Origin of the sequence: Brevibacillus choshinensis (assembly GCF_016811915.1) — a bacterium.
Taxonomy (GTDB): Bacteria; Bacillota; Bacilli; order Brevibacillales; family Brevibacillaceae; genus Brevibacillus; species Brevibacillus choshinensis_A.
Genome location: NZ_CP069127.1, coordinates 1,660,597 through 1,679,454, shown reverse-complemented (window position 1 = coordinate 1,679,454; position 18,858 = coordinate 1,660,597). Strand labels below are relative to the sequence as shown.

The 18,858-nt window shown below is 50.9% G+C and carries 17 protein-coding genes; 3 read left to right on the top strand and 14 right to left on the bottom strand.

The window, feature by feature from the left end:
- Window positions 1–126: 126 nt before the first annotated feature.
- The 12 genes from JNE38_RS08720 to JNE38_RS08665 form a co-directional block, all read right to left on the bottom strand.
- A complete protein-coding gene (locus JNE38_RS08720) occupies window positions 127–582 on the bottom strand; it encodes a PilZ domain-containing protein (RefSeq protein ID WP_203356193.1) in 456 nt (151 codons plus the stop codon).
- 70 nt (window positions 583–652) lie between these two features.
- Window positions 653–826 carry a hypothetical protein gene (locus tag JNE38_RS08715; RefSeq protein ID WP_203356192.1) on the bottom strand — a complete coding sequence of 58 codons (174 nt, stop codon included), beginning with the start codon at window positions 824–826 and terminating at the stop codon, window positions 653–655.
- A gap of 192 nt (window positions 827–1,018) precedes the next feature.
- Complete coding sequence (locus JNE38_RS08710; protein ID WP_203356191.1) at window positions 1,019–2,269, bottom strand: GNAT family N-acetyltransferase; 1,251 nt, start codon at window positions 2,267–2,269, stop codon at window positions 1,019–1,021.
- 164 nt (window positions 2,270–2,433) lie between these two features.
- On the bottom strand, window positions 2,434–3,879 hold the full coding sequence (locus JNE38_RS08705; RefSeq protein WP_203356190.1) for an MDR family MFS transporter: 1,446 nt from the start codon (window positions 3,877–3,879) through the stop codon (window positions 2,434–2,436).
- A gap of 150 nt (window positions 3,880–4,029) precedes the next feature.
- The gene (locus JNE38_RS08700; protein WP_203356189.1) at window positions 4,030–4,674 is read right to left on the bottom strand and encodes an NUDIX hydrolase; all 645 of its coding nucleotides are present in this window, start codon (window positions 4,672–4,674) and stop codon (window positions 4,030–4,032) included.
- A 61-nt stretch (window positions 4,675–4,735) separates the two neighbouring features.
- Window positions 4,736–5,374 (bottom strand): LysE family translocator, encoded by a 639-nt coding sequence (locus tag JNE38_RS08695; protein ID WP_238933595.1) that lies wholly within the window; start codon window positions 5,372–5,374, stop codon window positions 4,736–4,738.
- 130 nt (window positions 5,375–5,504) lie between these two features.
- Window positions 5,505–7,076: a glutathione ABC transporter substrate-binding protein gene (locus tag JNE38_RS08690; RefSeq protein WP_203356188.1), complete on the bottom strand. Its 1,572-nt coding sequence runs from the start codon at window positions 7,074–7,076 to the stop codon at window positions 5,505–5,507.
- A gap of 125 nt (window positions 7,077–7,201) precedes the next feature.
- Window positions 7,202–8,443, bottom strand: coding sequence for an amidohydrolase family protein (locus JNE38_RS08685; RefSeq protein ID WP_203356187.1), 1,242 nt, complete (start codon window positions 8,441–8,443; stop codon window positions 7,202–7,204).
- 18 nt (window positions 8,444–8,461) lie between these two features.
- Entirely contained in the window at window positions 8,462–10,033 is a 1,572-nt protein-coding gene (locus JNE38_RS08680; protein WP_238933594.1) for a glutathione ABC transporter substrate-binding protein, read from the bottom strand.
- Between the two features lie 108 nt (window positions 10,034–10,141).
- On the bottom strand, window positions 10,142–11,728 hold the full coding sequence (locus JNE38_RS08675; protein ID WP_203356186.1) for a glutathione ABC transporter substrate-binding protein: 1,587 nt from the start codon (window positions 11,726–11,728) through the stop codon (window positions 10,142–10,144).
- Window positions 11,729–12,171: 443 nt separating this feature from the next.
- Window positions 12,172–13,767 carry a glutathione ABC transporter substrate-binding protein gene (locus JNE38_RS08670; RefSeq protein ID WP_203356185.1) on the bottom strand — a complete coding sequence of 532 codons (1,596 nt, stop codon included), beginning with the start codon at window positions 13,765–13,767 and terminating at the stop codon, window positions 12,172–12,174.
- A 224-nt stretch (window positions 13,768–13,991) separates the two neighbouring features.
- On the bottom strand, window positions 13,992–15,065 hold the full coding sequence (locus JNE38_RS08665; protein WP_203356184.1) for a branched-chain amino acid aminotransferase: 1,074 nt from the start codon (window positions 15,063–15,065) through the stop codon (window positions 13,992–13,994).
- Window positions 15,066–15,317: 252 nt separating this feature from the next.
- On the opposite strand from JNE38_RS08665, the gene JNE38_RS08660 reads away from it, so the two are divergent.
- The 3 genes from JNE38_RS08660 (at window position 15,318) to JNE38_RS08650 (ending at window position 17,789) form a co-directional block, all read left to right on the top strand.
- Window positions 15,318–15,650: a hypothetical protein gene (locus JNE38_RS08660; protein WP_203356183.1), complete on the top strand. Its 333-nt coding sequence runs from the start codon at window positions 15,318–15,320 to the stop codon at window positions 15,648–15,650.
- Window positions 15,651–15,780: 130 nt separating this feature from the next.
- Complete coding sequence (locus JNE38_RS08655; protein ID WP_203356182.1) at window positions 15,781–16,464, top strand: response regulator transcription factor; 684 nt, start codon at window positions 15,781–15,783, stop codon at window positions 16,462–16,464.
- Window positions 16,461–17,789, top strand: coding sequence for a sensor histidine kinase (locus tag JNE38_RS08650; protein WP_203356181.1), 1,329 nt, complete (start codon window positions 16,461–16,463; stop codon window positions 17,787–17,789). The genes JNE38_RS08655 and JNE38_RS08650 overlap by 4 nt, the downstream gene beginning before the upstream one ends.
- 60 nt (window positions 17,790–17,849) lie before the next feature.
- On the opposite strand, the gene JNE38_RS31070 is transcribed toward JNE38_RS08650, so the two are convergent.
- Complete coding sequence (locus tag JNE38_RS31070; RefSeq protein ID WP_343071577.1) at window positions 17,850–18,332, bottom strand: zinc-binding dehydrogenase; 483 nt, start codon at window positions 18,330–18,332, stop codon at window positions 17,850–17,852.
- A gap of 30 nt (window positions 18,333–18,362) precedes the next feature.
- Window positions 18,363–18,761 (bottom strand): alcohol dehydrogenase catalytic domain-containing protein, encoded by a 399-nt coding sequence (locus JNE38_RS31065; RefSeq protein WP_343071575.1) that lies wholly within the window; start codon window positions 18,759–18,761, stop codon window positions 18,363–18,365.
- Between the last annotated feature and the right edge of the window lie 97 nt (window positions 18,762–18,858).

Below are 18,858 nucleotides of genomic sequence, written 5' to 3'. Positions count from 1 at the left end.
ACACTACTTTCTTTCGTTTGTTTTATAATAGACAATGTAACATCACGTTTATATATTGTCAAACAAAAAAGCTCCTTGTTGGCTCAATGCACAACACGGGAGCTTTTTGTCTAGTTTGAACGCAAGTTATGTCTGGGTTCCCGCCTGCTGCATCAGGAACTCTCGTCTGTCGCCTTTCCAAAAGCGTCCATCTCTCACTTCTTTTTGATTCCGGTATCGTATGGCAAGCCGATTTACCAGCCTGTTGATTTCGAGATGCTGGGATTCATCCATCGTGAATTTGACAGCGTATTCATAAAACTCCTCTTCCCAACGCGTCGTCCGAACGATGTGCCCGTACATGGTGATCAGTTCCGAACACAGCTCGGTATCGAACTGGAGAACGAGCTGGTCGTTTGCAGGCATTTTCAAATGGGACAAAAAGCGAAGTCCCCCTGCTCCCAGATCCTCCACCAACACCTTCGAACTGCCAATTTCCATCGCCTTACCCTTGATGAGGACGATCGTCATGTCGGCACAGAGAGGATGCTCCAGCTTCAATCGGAAATATTCTCGTTGATGTACCTCTGTCCCGATCGTCATCCCTTTCACCTCTCCTCAGAAAATCTGCCTCACAGCAGAAAGAGCGCCAATTGCCGGCGCCTTCCTCTGTTTATTTTTTCTTCTTCGGATAACGCATGTCCTGCAAGTCCACTTCATAATTCTCCCAAAGTGTACGTTGGTCGTAGATGATGGAATCGCGACGGTCAAGGCGGAAGAGGAGTTTGACCACAAACCAGACGACGAGTAAAAAAGCAAAAAAGATTACGAGCGTTAAGTAAATCACCCGCTTACCCCCCTCCCATTCTGTGAAAAACGTCCCCTCTCATCGGGGGATCGGAACATCTCGACGTTTTTCATAAACGTAGATGTGACCGCTTGCGGTCAACCAAAACGGTCATTACCGTTTTGTACCATCATATGGAGAGGGAGGAATAAAGATACCGATTTGTGTCAAAATGATGACAATTTTATTTGGTTAAAAAGGCGTCGTGCTCTTCGGCTTTTCTTTTGCAGCAAAGAGCCTGTCCAAAAGCGGGATCGCTTTTTCGTCGCTCACCTCTGCCAATCCGTACAAATACAGCTTGCGCAAGCTGACTACCCCCATCGCCAGCGAAGAGAAGTCCGCGATGTCCATCGAAAGCTCCACATCCGCTTGCCCTTCCTCTTCTACATGAGGGAGGCCATCCCGGAAGCCGATGAGCCAGCTCCCCTCGTTCTCCGGCAAAAAGCTGTCGCGTACATTCAAGCGCAGCAGGCAATTCTCCCTGCCGAAGCGACGCTGCGACAGCTGGTGGAAAAAGCCCGGGATATCAATGATTCTGTACATCAGGCCGACTCCGGATACGTGACTCTCGTGATACACACTGGGCAGCAGCCTGTCTGTACCATTCCCTGGGTCTGACAAAAGAAAATGAAAGTCTTCATCTGCCGTGGTCAAGACGACCCGATTGATCTGGTCGGCCTGACTCTGCAAAAAGGACAGCAGCTGCGCCATCGCTTCATAAGACTCATACAAGAATTCTTTCACTACGATGTCATTTTGCATGCGGTTGTCGTCATGAACACGCTGAAATTGGAAGACCAGATAGCCGATCACTTTTCCGTCCTTTTTACAGCCGACTGCCACCTGCTCCGGTTGTCCCAAAAAGCTTTTCAGCTCTCTCTCTGTCTTTTTAATCATGCCATGCGTCTGCCTGACGATGCGGTGGTAACAAGCGAGAATTTGCTCTCTGTCATCCTCGCCCAGATAGAACACCTTGTCCTTGGATGTATATGGAAAACTGGAGGGCTTGATCCGGTATTGATGAATCTTGGTGCCGACCCCAAAGCCCATTTTTTTGTAAAAATCAACACGAAACGGGTAAAGCGACACCAGACTGACACCGCGCTCCCGATAGGTCGTAAGAAAACCGCGAAGCATGGCCATCGCCATTTTTTCCTTCTTGTGCAGCAAATCAACTGCGACGGTACCGATCCCGCCCGTGAGCAATGGGATACCGTGCACATTCATGGGAAGATCGTACCACTTCATGACCCCGACGAGACGCTCATCGCGAAACAATCCGTGGAAGCTTGCGATTTGATCATTTTCCAGCGTGTCTCGCACTCGTTCATAAAACCGTTTTTGATTGTCGGGTGCAAGGAGATTGCTACCTGGGTAAGCCATCGCTGCAATTCTGACAACCTCATGGATATCGTCAATTGAAATCGGCCGAATTTCCTCCATCGTCCACTGCACTCCTTTTGTCTTCGTTTGCTTGCCCATTTTCTTACAGGAAAATAGTACCCAACAACTCGGTGCAAAGGCAATACGATTTTTTCATTTTTTGGAAAATGGCATCTTCTTCGCTCACGACAAAAAAGACGCCGGCACAATCGCCGACGCCATTTCTAGTTTCCATCCATCCCGACCGCTTCACGTCTTGCTTTTGCGATCATCAAAGCCAGCATGAAGCTGCCGATGGCCACGACCATTGTCCCGGTGAAGACGACGTGAACCCCGGAAGCCAGGATGTCGCGGACTTGCTCCAGCTGCTGGGCAGGGATTCCGCCGCTTTCAAACGAGGAGCCCAGATTTTTTTGACCGCTGGCAACCGTCACCATATTAAAGAACATGCCGAACACTGCCGCCCCAAAGGTCTGGCTAAAGGTAGCCGTAAACGTATTGAGGGCCACGGCCGTTCCGCGTTTGTCTACCGGGACGGATGCCTGAATCTTGACCATGACGATCGGACTGATGAGCCCCATTCCCAAGCCGATCAGACCAACCGCGACGTAAATGAGAAATCCCGGCGATTGAGCAGACAGACTAAACAGAAGAATCGAGGCAATCGTCAATACCGCGGTCCCTCCCGTAATCAGCTGATCCGCACGCAGACGCCCCAGCAGATTGCCTGAGACGACAGAGCCAAGCGTCCAGCAAACCGGCATCGGCGTCAGGACGAAACCTGCCATCGTCGCACTCTCACCCAGCACGCCCTGACTCCAGATCGGCAAGTAAACAACCAGGCTGATCACGATTGCATTGACGAGCAGCGTCAGCATGTTGATCATTGTGACGTTGCGGTTCGTAAACAGACTCAGGGGGATCAACGGCTCCGGAGATTTCCTCTCCACAGACACGAAGATCACATACGTCATGATGCTAAAGACCAGCAAGGATAAGATGGTAGGGCTTAGCCAAGACTGGTTTTGGCTGCCCCTCAAAAGGGCGTACAGCAAGGAAATCGTCCCAATACTGAATATCAGCACTCCCGGATAATCAATATGACGCTTGGTCTTGACCCCGAGCTTTTCCTTGTAGAAAAGAACCAGCATAAAGAACGACAAGAGGCCAAAAGGCAAATTCAAAAAGAAAATGTATCGCCAAGAGATCGTATCGACCAAGAATCCTCCCACCAGCGGGCCGACAACACCGGACAAGCCCCAAACCGCGCTGATCCAGCCCTGTGCCTTGGCCCTGGAGGATTGATCGTTGTACAAGTCTCCGATAATCGTCATCGTAATCGGCATCACGGAACCTGCACCGAGGCCCTGTATCGCCCGATAAACAATCAGCTGCTCCATGGACATGGCAAGTCCGCACAAGGTAGAGCCGATCAGAAAAATTCCGATCCCGAACATCATCACGTTTTTTCTGCCGAATAAATCGGCCAGCTTGCCGTAGATCGGTGCTGAAACCGCTGTTGCCAGCATGTAGATCGCATACACCCAGCTGACCTGTTCAAATCCAGATAAATCACTCGTAATCCGAGGCACTGCCGTACTGACGATCGTCCCTTCCATCGCTGCCAGGAACGTCGAGAGCATCAGCGCCATCATGATCTTTGCCCTCATTGCAATCTCCTCTCCATCTACACACGCATCTCTATCTAAAAAGCATTGTATCAGTATAGCACGTTTGCATGTGATCTTGCTGAGGATCCTCGGCAACCGCCTACACGTGAAAAATACCCGCCCAACGCTGAGCGGGCAAGGTATTATTTGTCACTCTATTTCGCTTCGCATAGCATTTCCGAGCTTTCTGATCGCCGTAAACACTTGCTCATAATAATGACTTTCATGCGGTACAAAGGCGTGCTGCTCGACTTGCAGGAGGACGTCCTGCCTCGTCCCATCCGGCTCCGCCAAAAAGCCAGCCGCTTCCAGCCTGTCCCGCTCCCCTGCAAACATTCGCTCCAGCTCATCCAAATCGACCCATAGGAGGCCTGTGACCTCTTCCGGCTGCAAAACGTATTCGTCCAGGGGCTGGTCACAAGCATAGGCAAATACGTGACACAGCTCTTTGTCGATGATCCCGGGACCCATCCCTTCATCCTTGATCACGCCGATGTGCTCAAGTGCTTCAAACGCGACAGCGAGCCCCAGCTCCTCCTGCAGCTCCCGCACTCCATCCTCTGGTGCTTCGGAAGCGGCCAGATGACCTGCCGACGTGATGTCCAGCAGATTTGGAAACGTATCCTTTTCGGGATGACGCCTTTGAAACAGCACCTGAATCTTCCCTTCCCGCACCCGATAGATCCAGCAATGAAAGGTCTGGTGCCAGTGTCCAAGGCGGTGCACCTCCGATCTTTTGGCTACACCGATGTGTGTTCCTGTTTCGTCGTAGATATCAAGCACCTCTTCGTGCATTCCCATCCACCTCTTCGCAAGTGACGTTCTCCTCTACCTTACCAGTCATGCAGAACGATGACTACAGCAAAGTATGATAGCCGTCGATGAACACTTTGCCTGCGAAGTACAGAAAGAGCAAGGCAGACAAAAACGAAAAGCCCCGCAGAAGTCGATGGCCAAGCCATTTCCCTCCTTGACTCGAGACCCCTGCCATGAACAGCGACCAGGCGATGGAGGCCGTGAAGAACCCTCCGAAAAACGAGAACAGCGCTGCAGTTGAATCCGCATTCGATGAGGCGATCACGCTGCCGCCAATCGTAGCGAACCAGAGAATTGCCGACGGAGAAGCCAACGCCAGGCCGAGTCCTGAGGAAAAGTCCTTCCAGCTTCTCCTCTTGTCCATACGTTTTTCTTTCGATCCCAGATCAATTTCTTTGGGTCTGCGGAACTCCTTGAGCATATTCCAGGTCATGTACAGCAAAATGACCGTGCCGCCTATCCAAAGCATCCAGCGTACGACGCGGTTTTCAAGGAGCAAAGAAATTCCGACCATGGAGAGCAGGGCGTAAATCAAGTCTCCAAAGCTCGAGCCGACCCCGATCAGAAAAGAAGGCAGGAGACCTCTCTCTACGCCGGCACGAATGATCGCTACGTTCACCATCCCGAGATCGAGACAGAGCGAAAGCGATAAAAAAAATCCAGACAGAAACCAGCTCACATCAATCACCCTCCAAAAGAGCTCTATGTCAGAAAATATAACATGATTCTAACATTTCATCGAGTCTTTTTGGAACGTTTCCCTACAAAATCGGGGACAGCGCAATCCGCCATCCCCGAATCCTTTTATCCTATTGAATTGTCACATCATCCAGCATCAGATATCCTACCGGACTCAGCCAGAAGCCACGGACATCCTTTGCCGTCACCGATACATGATCGATGGTGCGGATCGGAATGACCGGCACTTCTTTCAGCTCGATTTCTTGCAGTTTGGCGTAAATTTCGTTGCGCTTTTTAGGATCTTTTTCACGACGGCCATCCTCGATCAGCTTGTCCACTTCCGGATTGTTGTAGAAAGCGAGGTTGCCCGCACTGCCTTTGGAAGAGCTGTGGAACACGTTGTACTGATTGTAGTCTCCGTCTCCCGTGGCATTACCCCAACCGCCGATGAACATGTCGTGTTCGCCTTTGTCTGTGAACTCGAGGTAAGCGCCATATTCCATTACTTTGATCTCCACATCGATGCCAATTCCCTTCAGCTGGGATTGAATCACCTCTGCCACGTTCATCCGCTCTTTGCGGTCATCCGTTACGATGGTGGTCTTGAAGCCGTTTGCGTAGCCTGCCTCGCTGAGCAGCTTTTTCGCTTCATTGACGTCATAGGTGTAGTCTGTGAGATTCGGATTGTAGCCGATCACCTTGGAGGACATGGCCGATACGGCTTCGTTCCCTACATTGTTGTAGACCCCTTTGACGATCGCTTCCTTCTCGATGGCATGAGCGACAGCCTGACGGACGCGGATGTCATCAAACGGTTTTTTCGTGACGTTGAACCCGATGTACTCCACTCCCAAGCCTTCTGCCCGAACCATCGTCATGTTCGGCGAAGACTGGGCGCGTTCTACTTCTGTCACTGGCAGTTGATCGCCGATGTGAGCCTCGCCTGCTTCAATCATTGCAATTCGGGTAGTGTCCTCAGGCACCACTTTGTACACAACCTTGTCTACCTTTGGCTTGTCACCCCAGTAGCTGTCATTTTTCACAAGCGTCATCTCTTGGCCCGGTGTCCAAGCTTCAAATTTGAACGGCCCTGTTCCTACAGGCTGTTTGGACAGCGTGTCTGCATGCTCCGCGATGGCCTTCGGGCTCAAAATGCTGCCCTCAGAGCTCGCCAAAATGGAGAGCAGAGGAGCAAATGGATAGTCCAGAATGAATTGAACGGTCTGATCATCCACGACCTTGATTTCTTTGATCATGGAGAAATTGGACGCGCGAGGCGAAGCCACTTTCGGATCCTTTGCCCGTTCAAACGTCTTTTTCACAGCTTCTGCATTGAAAGGCGCCCCATCGTGGAAGGTTACGCCGCTTCTCAGCTTGAACTCCCATGTCAGATCATCTACCTGCTTCCATTCCGTCGCAAGCGTAGGCTTGTACTCGGAGTTTTTATCCCGCGCGATCAAGCTTTCGTAAACTTTGCCATAAATGTAGTTTGCGGATGGAATATTCGTGATGAAGTGAGGATCGAGATTGTTAGCGTCTGCTTTGCGAGCCACGATCAGCGTGCCACCTGCCTTCGGGCTTTCCGCTGGTGCAGATGTTCCTGTACCCGCTTGCTCTTGTCCTGCGCCGCAACCGGTCAATACGGTACCGACGGTTAGCGTCAAGGCAAGCAAGGTTCCAAACAAGCGTGCTTTCTTCATTTGAATGTCCCCCTGGTGAATGTTGTCGAAATTTCTGTAATCTTTGCTTATCTGCATTATACGGCAAGGGGTCAATCAAACCTTTCAGCATCTTTACATCTATTTATAATATTTTTACTTTTACTTCACTTTTCACAATCGTCTTCGGACTGCCATACCAGCTTGCCCTGGAACAGGACAGCTGCTTTCGCCGATTGACGCGCCACCGCTTCTGCAGAGCAGCCAGCTTGCACAAACACAGCATCTGCGGAATCCCCCGCCTGCGGCCAGACGCGGTTGCCTCGATCGTCGAGCGGAGTCACACCACCTGTGACGAATCCCAGCGCCCGAGACAGTCTGACCTCGTCCGTCCAACGGAAACGCTCTGCGAGGCGATTGGCTTTTTGCAGCATATCTCCCGTGCCGAATGAGTCCCAATGATCGGTGATGTTATCGTTTCCAAGCGATACTCGGACTCCCTTTGCATCCAAGAGCGGAACAGGTATGGTAGGCATGTCGATGGGAACCGCGGTCACGATCGAGATTTGATGCTGGACCAGCTGCTCGGCGATTTCACTTGCGAGCGACTCAGGTACTTCCCCTAGTCCGTACGCATGGCTGATTGTCACACGTCCTTGCCAACCGGCTTCCTCGGTCAGCGCAGCGATCCGTTTGATAATGAAGACACCCAGGTGTCCCGGTTCATGCAAATGCAGATCGATATCCGCATCGGCTTCCACCGCCAGATCCATCACGGTATTCAGCGATTTTTCAATATCTTCATCAAACGTGGCGGGATCCACTCCCCCGACGAGCCCGGCTCCATTTCGCAGAGCTTCCCGCATCAGCCCGACAGACTTGCTGCGGAGCAATCCGTGTTGAGGAAAGGCAACCATTTCCCAGGAAAGTTTCCCCGAGTATGTCTCCAAGGCACGAAGGGTAGCCTCCAGGTTTTGCAGGCCGATGACCGGGTCAATGTTGCAGTGCGTACGCACATGGGTAGCTCCGTTCGATTGCAGCAAATCCAGGAGCTTTTCAGCCCTTTCCTGCACGACAGGGAGCTGCTTCGGCAACAGTTCTCGCTCCTGCTCGATGCGAAAAAATCGATTGGAGGCAGGAATGCATGCCTGCCACGGACCTCCATAATAGGTTTTGTCCAAATGAATGTGCATTTCTCGAAAAGATGGCAGCATGAGAAGACCTCGGGCATCCCAGCTTTCCACGTCGGGCGGAAGCGGTTCAGAAGCGGGAACGATCTTTTCCATGCGTCCCCCTTTTACCTGCACATGGACCCGCTCGGTTTGCGTGCCGGCAACCCTCCCCTCTTTCCATGCAAAGCTGTGCTCCAGAGTGGCGTTTGTGATCCAGAAGCTTCCTTTTCTCTCCATCCTACTCTTCTCTCCCTATCATTCAATCGTAATGTCGTTGATCATCATGTACCCGGATGGGCTGATCCAAAATCCTTTCACATTCTTTCCTACCGCTGCGACATTCTCCAGATTGCGGATCGGCACCATCGGAGCTTGACTTACTTCTATCTCCAATGCACGTGCATAGATTCCTTTTCGCTTTTCCGGGTCTTGCTCCCTGCGTCCTTCCTCAATCAATCTGTCCACTTCAGCATTCACGTAAAACGTTGTGTTTCCACCCTTTCCCAGTGATTTGGAATGGAACAGATTGTACTGGTTGTAGTCCCCGTCGCCAGTGGCATTCCCCCAGCCGCTGATGAACATGTCCGTCTCTCCATTATCTTCCGCATCCAGATAGGCTCCGTATTCGAGGACTTTCACTTCGACATCGATCCCGATTCCCTTTAATTGCGACTGGATGACCTCTGCCGTGTTGATCCTCTCTTTCCGATCCCCCGTCCAAATGGTGGTTTTGAAACCGTTCGGGTACCCCGCTTCTCCGAGCAAGGCCTTTGCCTTATTCGGGTCGAATGCGTACCCTCTCAGCTTGCCGCTGTAGCCCAGCACTTTGGGACTCATTGCCGAATTCGCTTTGGTTCCTACCTGATTGAATACGCCTTGTATGATGGCATCCGTCTCAATTGCATAGCTGATCGCCTGGCGCACGCGAACATCATCAAATGGCTTTTTCTTCGTATTGAAGCCGACGAATTCCGTTCCCAGCCCCTCGCTGCGATACAAGTCGATTTGCGCCGAGTTCTTCACCCGATCGATTTCCGTGACGGGCAACGGCTCTGCGATATGGGCTTCTCCTGTCTCCACCATGGCAATGCGAGTCGTATCTTCGGGAACGACCTTGAAAACTACTTTGTCTACCTTCACTTTTTGACCCCAGTAGTTTTCATTTTTCTTGAGGACAATCTCCTGACCCGGCGTCCATGACTCAAATACAAACGGGCCAGTACCGACCGGATGCTTGCTCAAGTCTTTCCCATACTGCTCGATTGCTTTCGGGCTGATGATGCTGCCTTCGTGATTCGCCAGGATCGAGAGCAGCGGCGAGTACGGATATTCCAGCTTGAACTCTACGATGTAGTCGTCGATGACTTTTACCTCTTTGATCATTTTAAACAGAGTGGCACGGGGCGAGCCCACTTTTTCATCCAGGACCCGTCCGATCGTGGCCTTCACCGCTTCAGCCGTAAACGGTGTTCCGTCATGGAATTTGACGTCCTGACGCAGCTTGAACTCCCACGTCACGTCATCTTTCTGTTTCCACTCCGTAGCCAGCATCGGTTTGAATTCCATGCTCTCTGTGCGCCGGATCAGCCCCTCGTATACTTTGTGCTGGACCACGCTCGCCGCATTAATGGAGGAAATGAAATGCGGGTCGAGATTATTCGCATCCGATTGTCGAGCGATCATCAATGTCTTTGGAGCAGATTGCTTTTCCGCCCCTGCCGGCTTGCTGGCCACTGCCTGCTCCTTCCCCGTCGAACACCCCGTCACCAACAGTCCTGCAGCAAGCACACTCGCAGCCATCCACTTCCACGCTTTGTTTTTACTCATCTAGCTCGCCCCCATGAATCTCTTATTATCCAGCTTCCAGCTTCTGTATAGACGAACAGCATAGCTCGACCCTGGCAGGTATCTCGCTATGCTGCTCCTTTTGCTGCGTTATGGAAGAACCACGTCGTCTACTTCGATATGACCAGCTGGGCTGATCCAAACGCCCTCAACACCTTTTTGAATGGCAGCGAGATTCTCAGAGAAACGATAAGGAATCAACCCGGCGTCATTCATCTCGATTTGCTGAGCTTGTTCATAAATCTGTTTGCGCTTGTCCGCGTCTTTTTCCTTGCGACCTTCCTCGATCAGCTTGTCCACTTCTGGATTGCTGTAGAAGGAGTGGTTGCCTGGTGCGCCCTGCGACTTGGTGTGGAACAGATTGTACTGATTGTAGTCTGCGTCACCGGTCGCATTGCCCCAGCCGCTGATGAACAGGTCGGTTTCCCCTTTGGAGGCTGCGTCGATGTAAGCGCCGAACTCCAACACCTTCACTTGGAGATCGATTCCGATTTGTTTGAGCTGTTGCTGCAATACCTCTGCCACGTTGATGCGAGCTTTGTTGTCGTTCAGGTAGATTGTTGCTTTGAAGCCGTTTGCATAGCCTGCATCAGCAAGCAGCTGCTTTGCTTTTTCCAGATTGTAATCCAGGCCTTTTACGTTTTCGCTGTAACCGACCATCGTTGGAGTAATCGAGGAGTGCGCTGGTTTCCCTACATCATTGTACACACCCTTGATGATGGATTCCTTATCGACAGCGTATGCGATAGCCTGACGGACACGCACATCATCAAATGGCTTCTTCTTCGTATTGATCCCAATATGATCGCTGGAGAAGGAAGCAAAACGCCCCAGTGTCATGCTGCTGGAATTTTGTACGCGATCCACTTCGGTTACAGGCAATTGCTCGGCGACTTGCGCCTCGCCTGTTTCTACCATGGCGATCCGAGTGGTGTCCTCTGGTACGGTTTTAAAGACGACCTTGTCCAGCTTTGGCTGTCCGCCCCAGTAGCTGTCATTTTTCACGAGCACCACTTCCTGGCCGGGTGTCCACGATTCGAACTTGTACGGTCCGGTACCGGTCGGGTGCTTGGTCAGATCTTTTCCGTACTGCTCGATCGCTTTGGGTGAGAGGATAACCCCTTCCGCACTTGCCAAAACGGACAGAAGCGGAGCATACGGATAGTGCAAAACGAACTGTACGGTCAGATCATCGACGACCTTCACTTCTTTGATGGCTTCAAACAGATTGGCGCGATTGGACCCGACATTCGGATCCTGCACGCGAGCGATGGTCTTTTTCACCGCTTCTGCATTGAACGGCGCGCCATCGTGGAATGTGACGCCTTGGCGCAGCTTGAATTCCCACGTCACGTCATCCAGCTGCTTCCATTCGGTAGCCAGCGAACCGACGTACTTGCTCTCCTTGTCCATCCGCACGAGTCCCTCGTATACCTTGTGATGAATAATGGCGGCTGAGTTGATTTGCGTGAGGAAGTGCGGATCCAAATTGTTGGCATCGGACAGTCGTGCAATCACCAAGGTACCGCCGGTTTTTCCTGCGGGTGCGCTTGCTCCCGGTTGCGCAGATCCGTTGTTCCCCTGACTTGCTTCCTGGCCCGAAGAGCAGCCGGCTAGCGCAGCCGAAACGGCTACTGTCAGCGCGATCAGCGTCTGAAAAAAGCGCGTCTTTTTCATGTTGATGTCCCCCTCTTTCGCGCGTTCCTATTGTGTTAATTTTTTCATCATTCGCGCATGTTTCATTTTACCTACTATTCTGGCTATATTTGTTCACTCTCTTTACTTCTATTTTCATTTTCTTTACTGATTTTTAACACTAACTATCCCTAGGGCGAGGTTTAGCGGAACATAAAAAAGGAAAGAGGCGTCAGAAATCTTCTGATCCTCTTTCCTTTTTCTTTATCGGTATCCTTTTACTTGCGGACGCCTGGATGGGTTCGCAATTTCTGCAAGAAGGCGGGCGTCACATCCAATGGATAGTCTTGGCCGAGCAAGCAGGCGTACTCTTCCACCAAATCCAATGCATGGGAGTAAGCCTACTTGAGCTCTGCCTCGCTTACATTTGAAGTGATCGAGGCAAATTTCCTGTACCCGTCGGCAGAAAGGTCCCTCTCAGCCCGTCACTGCTGAATCGTCACGTCATTGATCTCGACGTATCCCGAAGGACTGATGGTGACACCTTGTACGTTTTTCGCGATGGCGGCGAGGTTTTCACTGCTGCGATAAGGGAGCAGCGGCACTTCGTCCATTTCGATTTGCTGCGCTTGCTCATAGATTTCCTTGCGCTTCTGCGGATCTTTTTCCTTTCGTCCGGCTTCGATCAGCGCATCCACTTTTGGATTGGAATAGAAGGAATGGTTGCCTGGCACCCCGTGCGATGTGCTGTGGAACAGGTTGTACTGGTTGTAGTCAGCGTCACCCGTCGCATTTCCCCATCCGCTGATAAACATTTGCGCCTCGCCCTTTCCTGCCAAATCCAAATACGCTCCAAACTCCATCACTTGAATCTGCAGGTCAATCCCGATCCCCTTCAGCTGCGACTGCAAGACTTCCGCCACATTGATGCGTGCTTTGTTGTCATTTAAGTACACCGTCGCTTTAAAACCATTCGCATACCCGGCTTCTGCCAGCAGCTGCTTCGCTTTGTTCAAATCGTATTCCGGCGTCTTCAGATTCGGGCTGTACCCGATCACTTTTGGTCCCAATGTGGAGACCGCGACTTTTCCCACGTTATTGTACACGCCTTTGATGATCGCTTCCTTGTCGATGGCATGGGCGATGGCCTGACGCACCCGCACATCATCAAACGGCTTTTTCGTCACATTCATCCCGATATGATCAACCGCAAAGGATTCATAACGTCCCAGCGTCATGTTGGTGGAATTTTGGACGCGTTCGATTTCCGTCACAGGCAGTTGCTCCGCGATATGAGCTTCCCCAGTCTCAACCATCGCGACACGGGTCGTATCCTCCGGCACCGTCTTAAATACAACCTTGTCAATCTTCGGCCCTTTTCCCCAATACTTTTCATTTTTCGTAAGCACGATCTCTTGTCCTGGCGTCCACGATTCAAACACAAAAGGTCCCGTTCCGACCGGATGCTTGTTCAAATCCTTTCCATATTGCTCAATCGCCTTTGGACTGATGATGCCGCCTTCAGCACTCGCCAGTACGGACAGCAAACCGGCAAACGGATAGTGGAGGATGATCTGCACTTTATGCGGGTCGATCACTTTGACTTCTTTAATCATGCCAAACATGTTGGCCTTGGGAGTCGGTGCGTTTTTGTCCAAAATCCTGGCGATCGTCTTCTTTACCGCTTCTCCATCAAAGGGGGTGCCATCATGGAATGTCACGCCATCTCGAAGGACGAATTCCCATGTGAGGTCGTCGAGCTGCTTCCATTCACTCGCCAAGAGCGGCTTGTACTCGCTGTTTTGATCGAGCAGCACGAGTCCTTCGTACAGCTTGTGCTGCACAACAGCCATGGAGTTGATCTGGGTGCTGAAATGCGGATCCAGATTGTTGGCATCGGACAGACGGGCGATAATCAAGGTTCCTCCGGTTGCTGCCGGAGTCGGTCCAGGCTGACTGGTCACCGTCGTGCTGGTACTGGCCCCGGAAGTCGCAGACTGTCCGGATGAGCAACCCGCGAGGACCGTCGAAAACAGTACGGATAGGGCGAGAATGGAGTGCAGCATGTTTTTTCTTTTCAAGTGAATGCCCCCTCTTTTTCAGATCAAAACGAGTAAGTATCATTGCATAGTTCTAATTTTAATAATTTTCTAACTTTTTTCTTTCAACTATCTTTACCTTTCTTTTCAATATTTTTACCATTCCTATTTTTTACGATCATAAACTTTTGATCGATAGGAACAAAAAAGCACAGCCACCCCCAATTAGAGGGCGACTGTGCCTGCTCTTTCGCCTTGCTGTTTCCTTATTTCGTTACTTCTACTGCCCATCCATACTTGTCTTCCACGAGTCCGTACTGGATGCCGGTCATTTGTTCATAGAGCTTGGAGGTCAATTCACCCGTCTGCTCTCCATTGATGATCATTTGGTGGCCATTCCAGTTCATCTCGCCGATCGGGGAAATGACGGCTGCTGTACCCGTTCCGAACGCTTCCTCGAGCTCCCCTTTTGTGTACGCCTCGTACAGCTCTTCCATCGAAATGCGTTTCTCGACGACTGGAACTCCCCAATCCTTCAGCATATGGATCGTGGAATCCCGTGTGATCCCCTCCAAAATGCTGCCATTCAGGGCTGGGACCCACACCTCTCCCTTAACTTTAAAGAAGACGTTCATGCTGCCTACTTCTTCTACGTATTTGTTTTCAATTCCGTCCAGCCACAAGACTTGCTCGTATCCTTTTTCCTTTGCTTCCTCTTGTGCTTTCAGGCTTCCCGCGTAGTTCCCGGCAACTTTCGCGTTGCCTGTCCCGCCTCGAACGGCACGGACGTAGTTGTTTTCCACATAAATTTTGACCGGCTTCATGCCTCCGGAGTAGTAAGCACCCACTGGGGACAGGAGCACGATGAATTTATACGTATGCGAAGCGCGAACGCCAAAGCATGGCTCTGTCGCGATCACAAACGGACGAATGTATAGGGAAGTTCCGCTTTCGGTCGGAATCCACTCTTTTTCAGTGGCAACCAATTGCTTCAGCGCTTCCAGCATGAATGCCTCATCAATGAGCGGCATGCTGAGGCGGCTCAGGGAACGATTCATTCTTTTGAAATTTTGATCGGGTCTGAACAACCACGCTTTGTCTTCATGGTTGCGGTAAGCCTTCAATCCCTCGAATACAGCTTGGCCGTAGTGGAACACCATTGCTGCCGGATCGAGTGTGAGCGGGGAATACGGTACGATTTGCGGATCGTGCCAGCCTTTTCCTTCTGTGTAGTCCATTGTGAACATGTGGTCGGTAAAATGCACACCGAACCCGAGCTTGTCACTAGCAGGCTTTTCTTTTCTCTGTTCTGTCAGAGTAACTGTTAACTGACACTCCATCTTCTACATCTCCCTCAAATTTAAATCCTACACTCTAAGTACTACATAATTATTAATAAAATATCAACTATTTCGAACGATTTCTAGCGTAAGTTTATTCCGAAAATAAAGATTTTGGATAAAATAACACTTTCAGGCTTGTACTCCATCATTTCTTCATAAACCTTCATACTTTTTTCAGAGCTATTACAGAAATGTCCTTTATAACTGGAGATGAAGATGATCTCCCTTGGGGAAAGGGATGGATGGAGGATGAAAACCATGAAAAAAACCTGTCGTTTTCTCACACTCACAGCTGTAATGGCTGTTACTGCTTCTTTGGCTGTTCCAGCATTCGCTGCTAGCGAGCCAGGCGAAAAAGAAAATACTGCCAGCTTCTTCAGCAGCTTTGTCAGTGAAAATCACAACATCATTAATCCAGTTACGGAAGAAGTTGCACCTGTTCCATCGACTACTGATGGCACTGCTGCTACAACTGAGACTTCCACAACTACCCCTGCTGTTACGGCAACTGACGCTCCTTTCTCACTCGGTGGCGGCTGGATGAACTTCCCAGTACAAAGCGACGATGACAGAAAAAGCTAAGTAGTCGCCTAAACAGAAAAGGTGCTCCGCAATTCGGGAGCGCCTTTTTTTTACTATGAAGGCATTTACTCCTTATATTCCAAAGAAGCGTTACTATTTATAATAATAGTGAATAAGGAGGTTATGGTAGATGACTAGCCCCACCATTTTAATTGCAGATGATGATCCGGATATCGTGCGTCTGCTCGCCGAAAGCTTCCAGGACGAGGGCTTCCTCACAATCGAGGCCCAAAACGGAAAAGAAGCGCTGGAAAAAGCGCTCGACCCATCGCTTTCCTTGATCCTGCTCGATATCATGATGCCGGAGATGGATGGCCTGGACGTCTGCCGGAAGATACGCAATTCCGTCAACATTCCCATCCTCTTTCTCAGTGCAAAGGATCGGGAGCTGGATCGGGTCATCGGCCTTGAGGTCGGCGCCGACGATTATATCCTGAAGCCATTCAGCATCTCCGAATTGATCGCCCGTGTCCGTGCGCATCTGCGCCGGGAAAATCGATACATAACTGCTACCAAGTCGATTCACAGTGGGTCATTGACGATAAATAAAGACACCTTCGAAGTCTTTCACCACGACAAACGGGTAGAGTTGTCCACGAAGGAATTTCAAATTCTGCTGTATTTGGCGGAGAACGCGAATCGGGTATTGAGCCGGGAGCAGATATACAATGCCATCTGGGGAGAAAGCGAGTTTGGCGATATCAATACGGTGACCGTCCACATCAAGAATTTGCGCTCCAAGCTGGAGCATGACAAGCACTACATTAAAACCGTGTGGGGTATCGGATACAAATTTGTCGGTGATATGCAGTGAAACATCACATTCAGCTAAAAATGCTCATTGCCCATTGCATCGTCCTTTTACTCAATCTTTTCATTCTCGGCATTTATTATTGGAAATTCGAAATTGCGGACTTTGCCACTGAATGGGAAAACCAGCGTCATCAGTTTCAGCAAGCAGACCGGCAATTTATCAACCTGATCAACGCGCAACGCGGAAATGGAGACGAGACACGCGAGTTTCTGTACAGCTACGCGCAGGATCACTCCATGCGCATCAGCATGTATGATCGAGTCACCGCGAAGTCCGTCACTGCCGATTCGCTTTCGCACAACATATTCTCGGTCACGCTTCAGGATGACCAATACACGGATGAGAAGCATCGATACGTATTTACCTTTACCCATCCGGTCACGTGGGAAATGCTGCGCCCTCTCCAGTCCTCCAGCAACATTCTGGGTGTATGCGTACTGTTATTTTGTCTGTCTACCATTTTCCTGGGGATTTACAGCAGAAAGCTGGCGATGCTGCCCCTCGTGACGTTCTACCAAAAGCATAGCGAGCTCTTCCAGACCGATCTGCACTGTTATTCGAATGAAATGCAGTGGGAGAAAATCTACACATCCCTGATTCAGGCGAATGAAACCTTGTCGATGGAAAAGCGAAAGCAAACGGCAGCGATGGCAGCGATCTCACACGACCTGAAGACACCCTTGACCTCGATCAAAGGATACATCGAACGCCTCATGAAAGGCCGTGTCCAATCAGAGGAAAAAAGACAGGAATACTACCAGATCATTTTTCGCAAAGCAACTGAAATCGAAAAGCTGACGCAGGACTTGTCGGAGTATGTCTCAAACGCCAACCATCCGCTGCTCGTCCGCAAAAAGGTCTCTCTCGCTTCTTTTGCAAGATCGATTGCTTCCGAGTACGAGGAGGAGTTGCCAACCTTTTCAGCAGAAATCAGTTACATCAGCTCCATCGAGGGCAATCCGTCCTTGTTCGTCGATGAGCAGCGAATTCGCCGGGTGTTTGCCAATATCATTCACAACTCTCTGAATCATGCGTATGCGCAGAGCTACGTCCGCATCTGCTTTCGGGTCTATACAGACAATCGGAAGGCGGTATTCGAGCTGGAGGATAACGGACCAGGCGTACCAGAGGAGGAGCTGACCAGGATTTTCGAACCGTTCTACCGGGTCGACAAAGCTCGTTCCAAGGTGAAAAACGGCAGTGGACTGGGGCTTGCCATCTGCAAAGGCATGATCGAAAAACAGGATGGCCATATCCAGGCCTACCTCCCGACAAAAGGAGGGCTCGGCATCAAAATCGTCCTCCCCATCCAGGAAGTGGAATAAAAATGCCCAGTCACGGCTTTGGATAGTCGATTGACTGGGCTTTTTTCAATTGAGATGCGTTTACTCGATTACGATCACCACCTTGCCTCGTCCATGTCCGGATTCCAGCTCTTGATGAGCCTTTGCGGCCAGATGGAGCGGAAAGCTTTGGCGGATGGTGATGCGAAGCTGATCACGATTGTACAAATCAACCAGGTGCTGCAGGCGATCAGCAGAGCGCTGGCTGCGAATGGCACGGACACCAAGCTGAGTCGCCTGCTCAAATTCCACGATCGTTCCAATCCGCTCTTTTTGCTTCACGACTTCCAAGGAAGCAGCCAATGCCTCTCCCCCAACCGCGTCCAAGGCAGCGTCTACCCCTTTCGGAGCGACTGCTCTCACCCGATCCACGAATCCACTGCCATAGCTGATCGGTATGACTCCCAATGAGCGGAGATACTCATGGTTCCCCTCGCTTGCCGTGCCAATGACAGTCGCGCCGTACGCTCGGGCGATCTGTACGGCGAAGGTCCCGACACCGCCGGCAGCCGCATGGACCAGCACGGTCTCCCCTGCGCTAACCCCGAGCACTTCTCAGGCTGTATGCGCCGTTTGGCCGGAAGCTGAAAGAACGGCCGCTTCCTCCCACGGCATTCGCTGCGGCTTTTTGACCAACTGATCGGGCGCCACAACGACATACTCAGCCTGGCAGCCCAGTACTTGAAAACCCATGACTTCGTCTCCCGCAGCAAATCCGGTTACCGCATCCCCCACTTGATCCACGACTCCAGCAAATTCATTGCCCAAAATCTGGGGAAAACGGACTGCTCCTCCCGGGGGAGTCCAACCGCTGCGGACGGACAAATCAAAGGGCTGCACACCTGCTGCCTTTACGCGGACCCTCACTTGATTTTCATTCGCCACAGGGGTGTCTACCTCGAGCAAGCGCAGCACTTCCGGACCGCCAAACGACAAGATTCCAGCTGCTTTCATCCGCCATCATCCTCTCTACTCTCCACTGTTATTCCGCGCCGATTTTGCCGTAATTCTGTTGTCGGCTTGCAGAAATTATTTTACAATCACTCTTACA

Excerpts from the sequence above, each read along its gene's own strand:
- JNE38_RS08720 (WP_203356193.1), bottom strand. The coding sequence starts at position 582 with ATGACGATCGGGACAGAGGTACATCAACGAGAATATTTCCGATTGAAG.
- JNE38_RS08710 (WP_203356191.1), bottom strand. The coding sequence starts at position 2,269 with ATGGAGGAAATTCGGCCGATTTCAATTGACGATATCCATGAGGTTGTC.
- JNE38_RS08705 (WP_203356190.1), bottom strand. The coding sequence starts at position 3,879 with ATGAGGGCAAAGATCATGATGGCGCTGATGCTCTCGACGTTCCTGGCA.
- JNE38_RS08700 (WP_203356189.1), bottom strand. The coding sequence starts at position 4,674 with ATGCACGAAGAGGTGCTTGATATCTACGACGAAACAGGAACACACATC.
- JNE38_RS08690 (WP_203356188.1), bottom strand. The coding sequence starts at position 7,076 with ATGAAGAAAGCACGCTTGTTTGGAACCTTGCTTGCCTTGACGCTAACC.
- JNE38_RS08685 (WP_203356187.1), bottom strand. The coding sequence starts at position 8,443 with ATGGAGAGAAAAGGAAGCTTCTGGATCACAAACGCCACTCTGGAGCAC.
- JNE38_RS08680 (WP_238933594.1), bottom strand. The coding sequence starts at position 10,033 with ATGAGTAAAAACAAAGCGTGGAAGTGGATGGCTGCGAGTGTGCTTGCT.
- JNE38_RS08675 (WP_203356186.1), bottom strand. The coding sequence starts at position 11,728 with ATGAAAAAGACGCGCTTTTTTCAGACGCTGATCGCGCTGACAGTAGCC.
- JNE38_RS08665 (WP_203356184.1), bottom strand. The coding sequence starts at position 15,065 with ATGGAGTGTCAGTTAACAGTTACTCTGACAGAACAGAGAAAAGAAAAG.
- JNE38_RS08660 (WP_203356183.1), top strand. The coding sequence starts at position 15,318 with ATGAAAACCATGAAAAAAACCTGTCGTTTTCTCACACTCACAGCTGTA.
- JNE38_RS08655 (WP_203356182.1), top strand. The coding sequence starts at position 15,781 with ATGACTAGCCCCACCATTTTAATTGCAGATGATGATCCGGATATCGTG.
- JNE38_RS31065 (WP_343071575.1), bottom strand. The coding sequence starts at position 18,761 with ATGAAAGCAGCTGGAATCTTGTCGTTTGGCGGTCCGGAAGTGCTGCGC.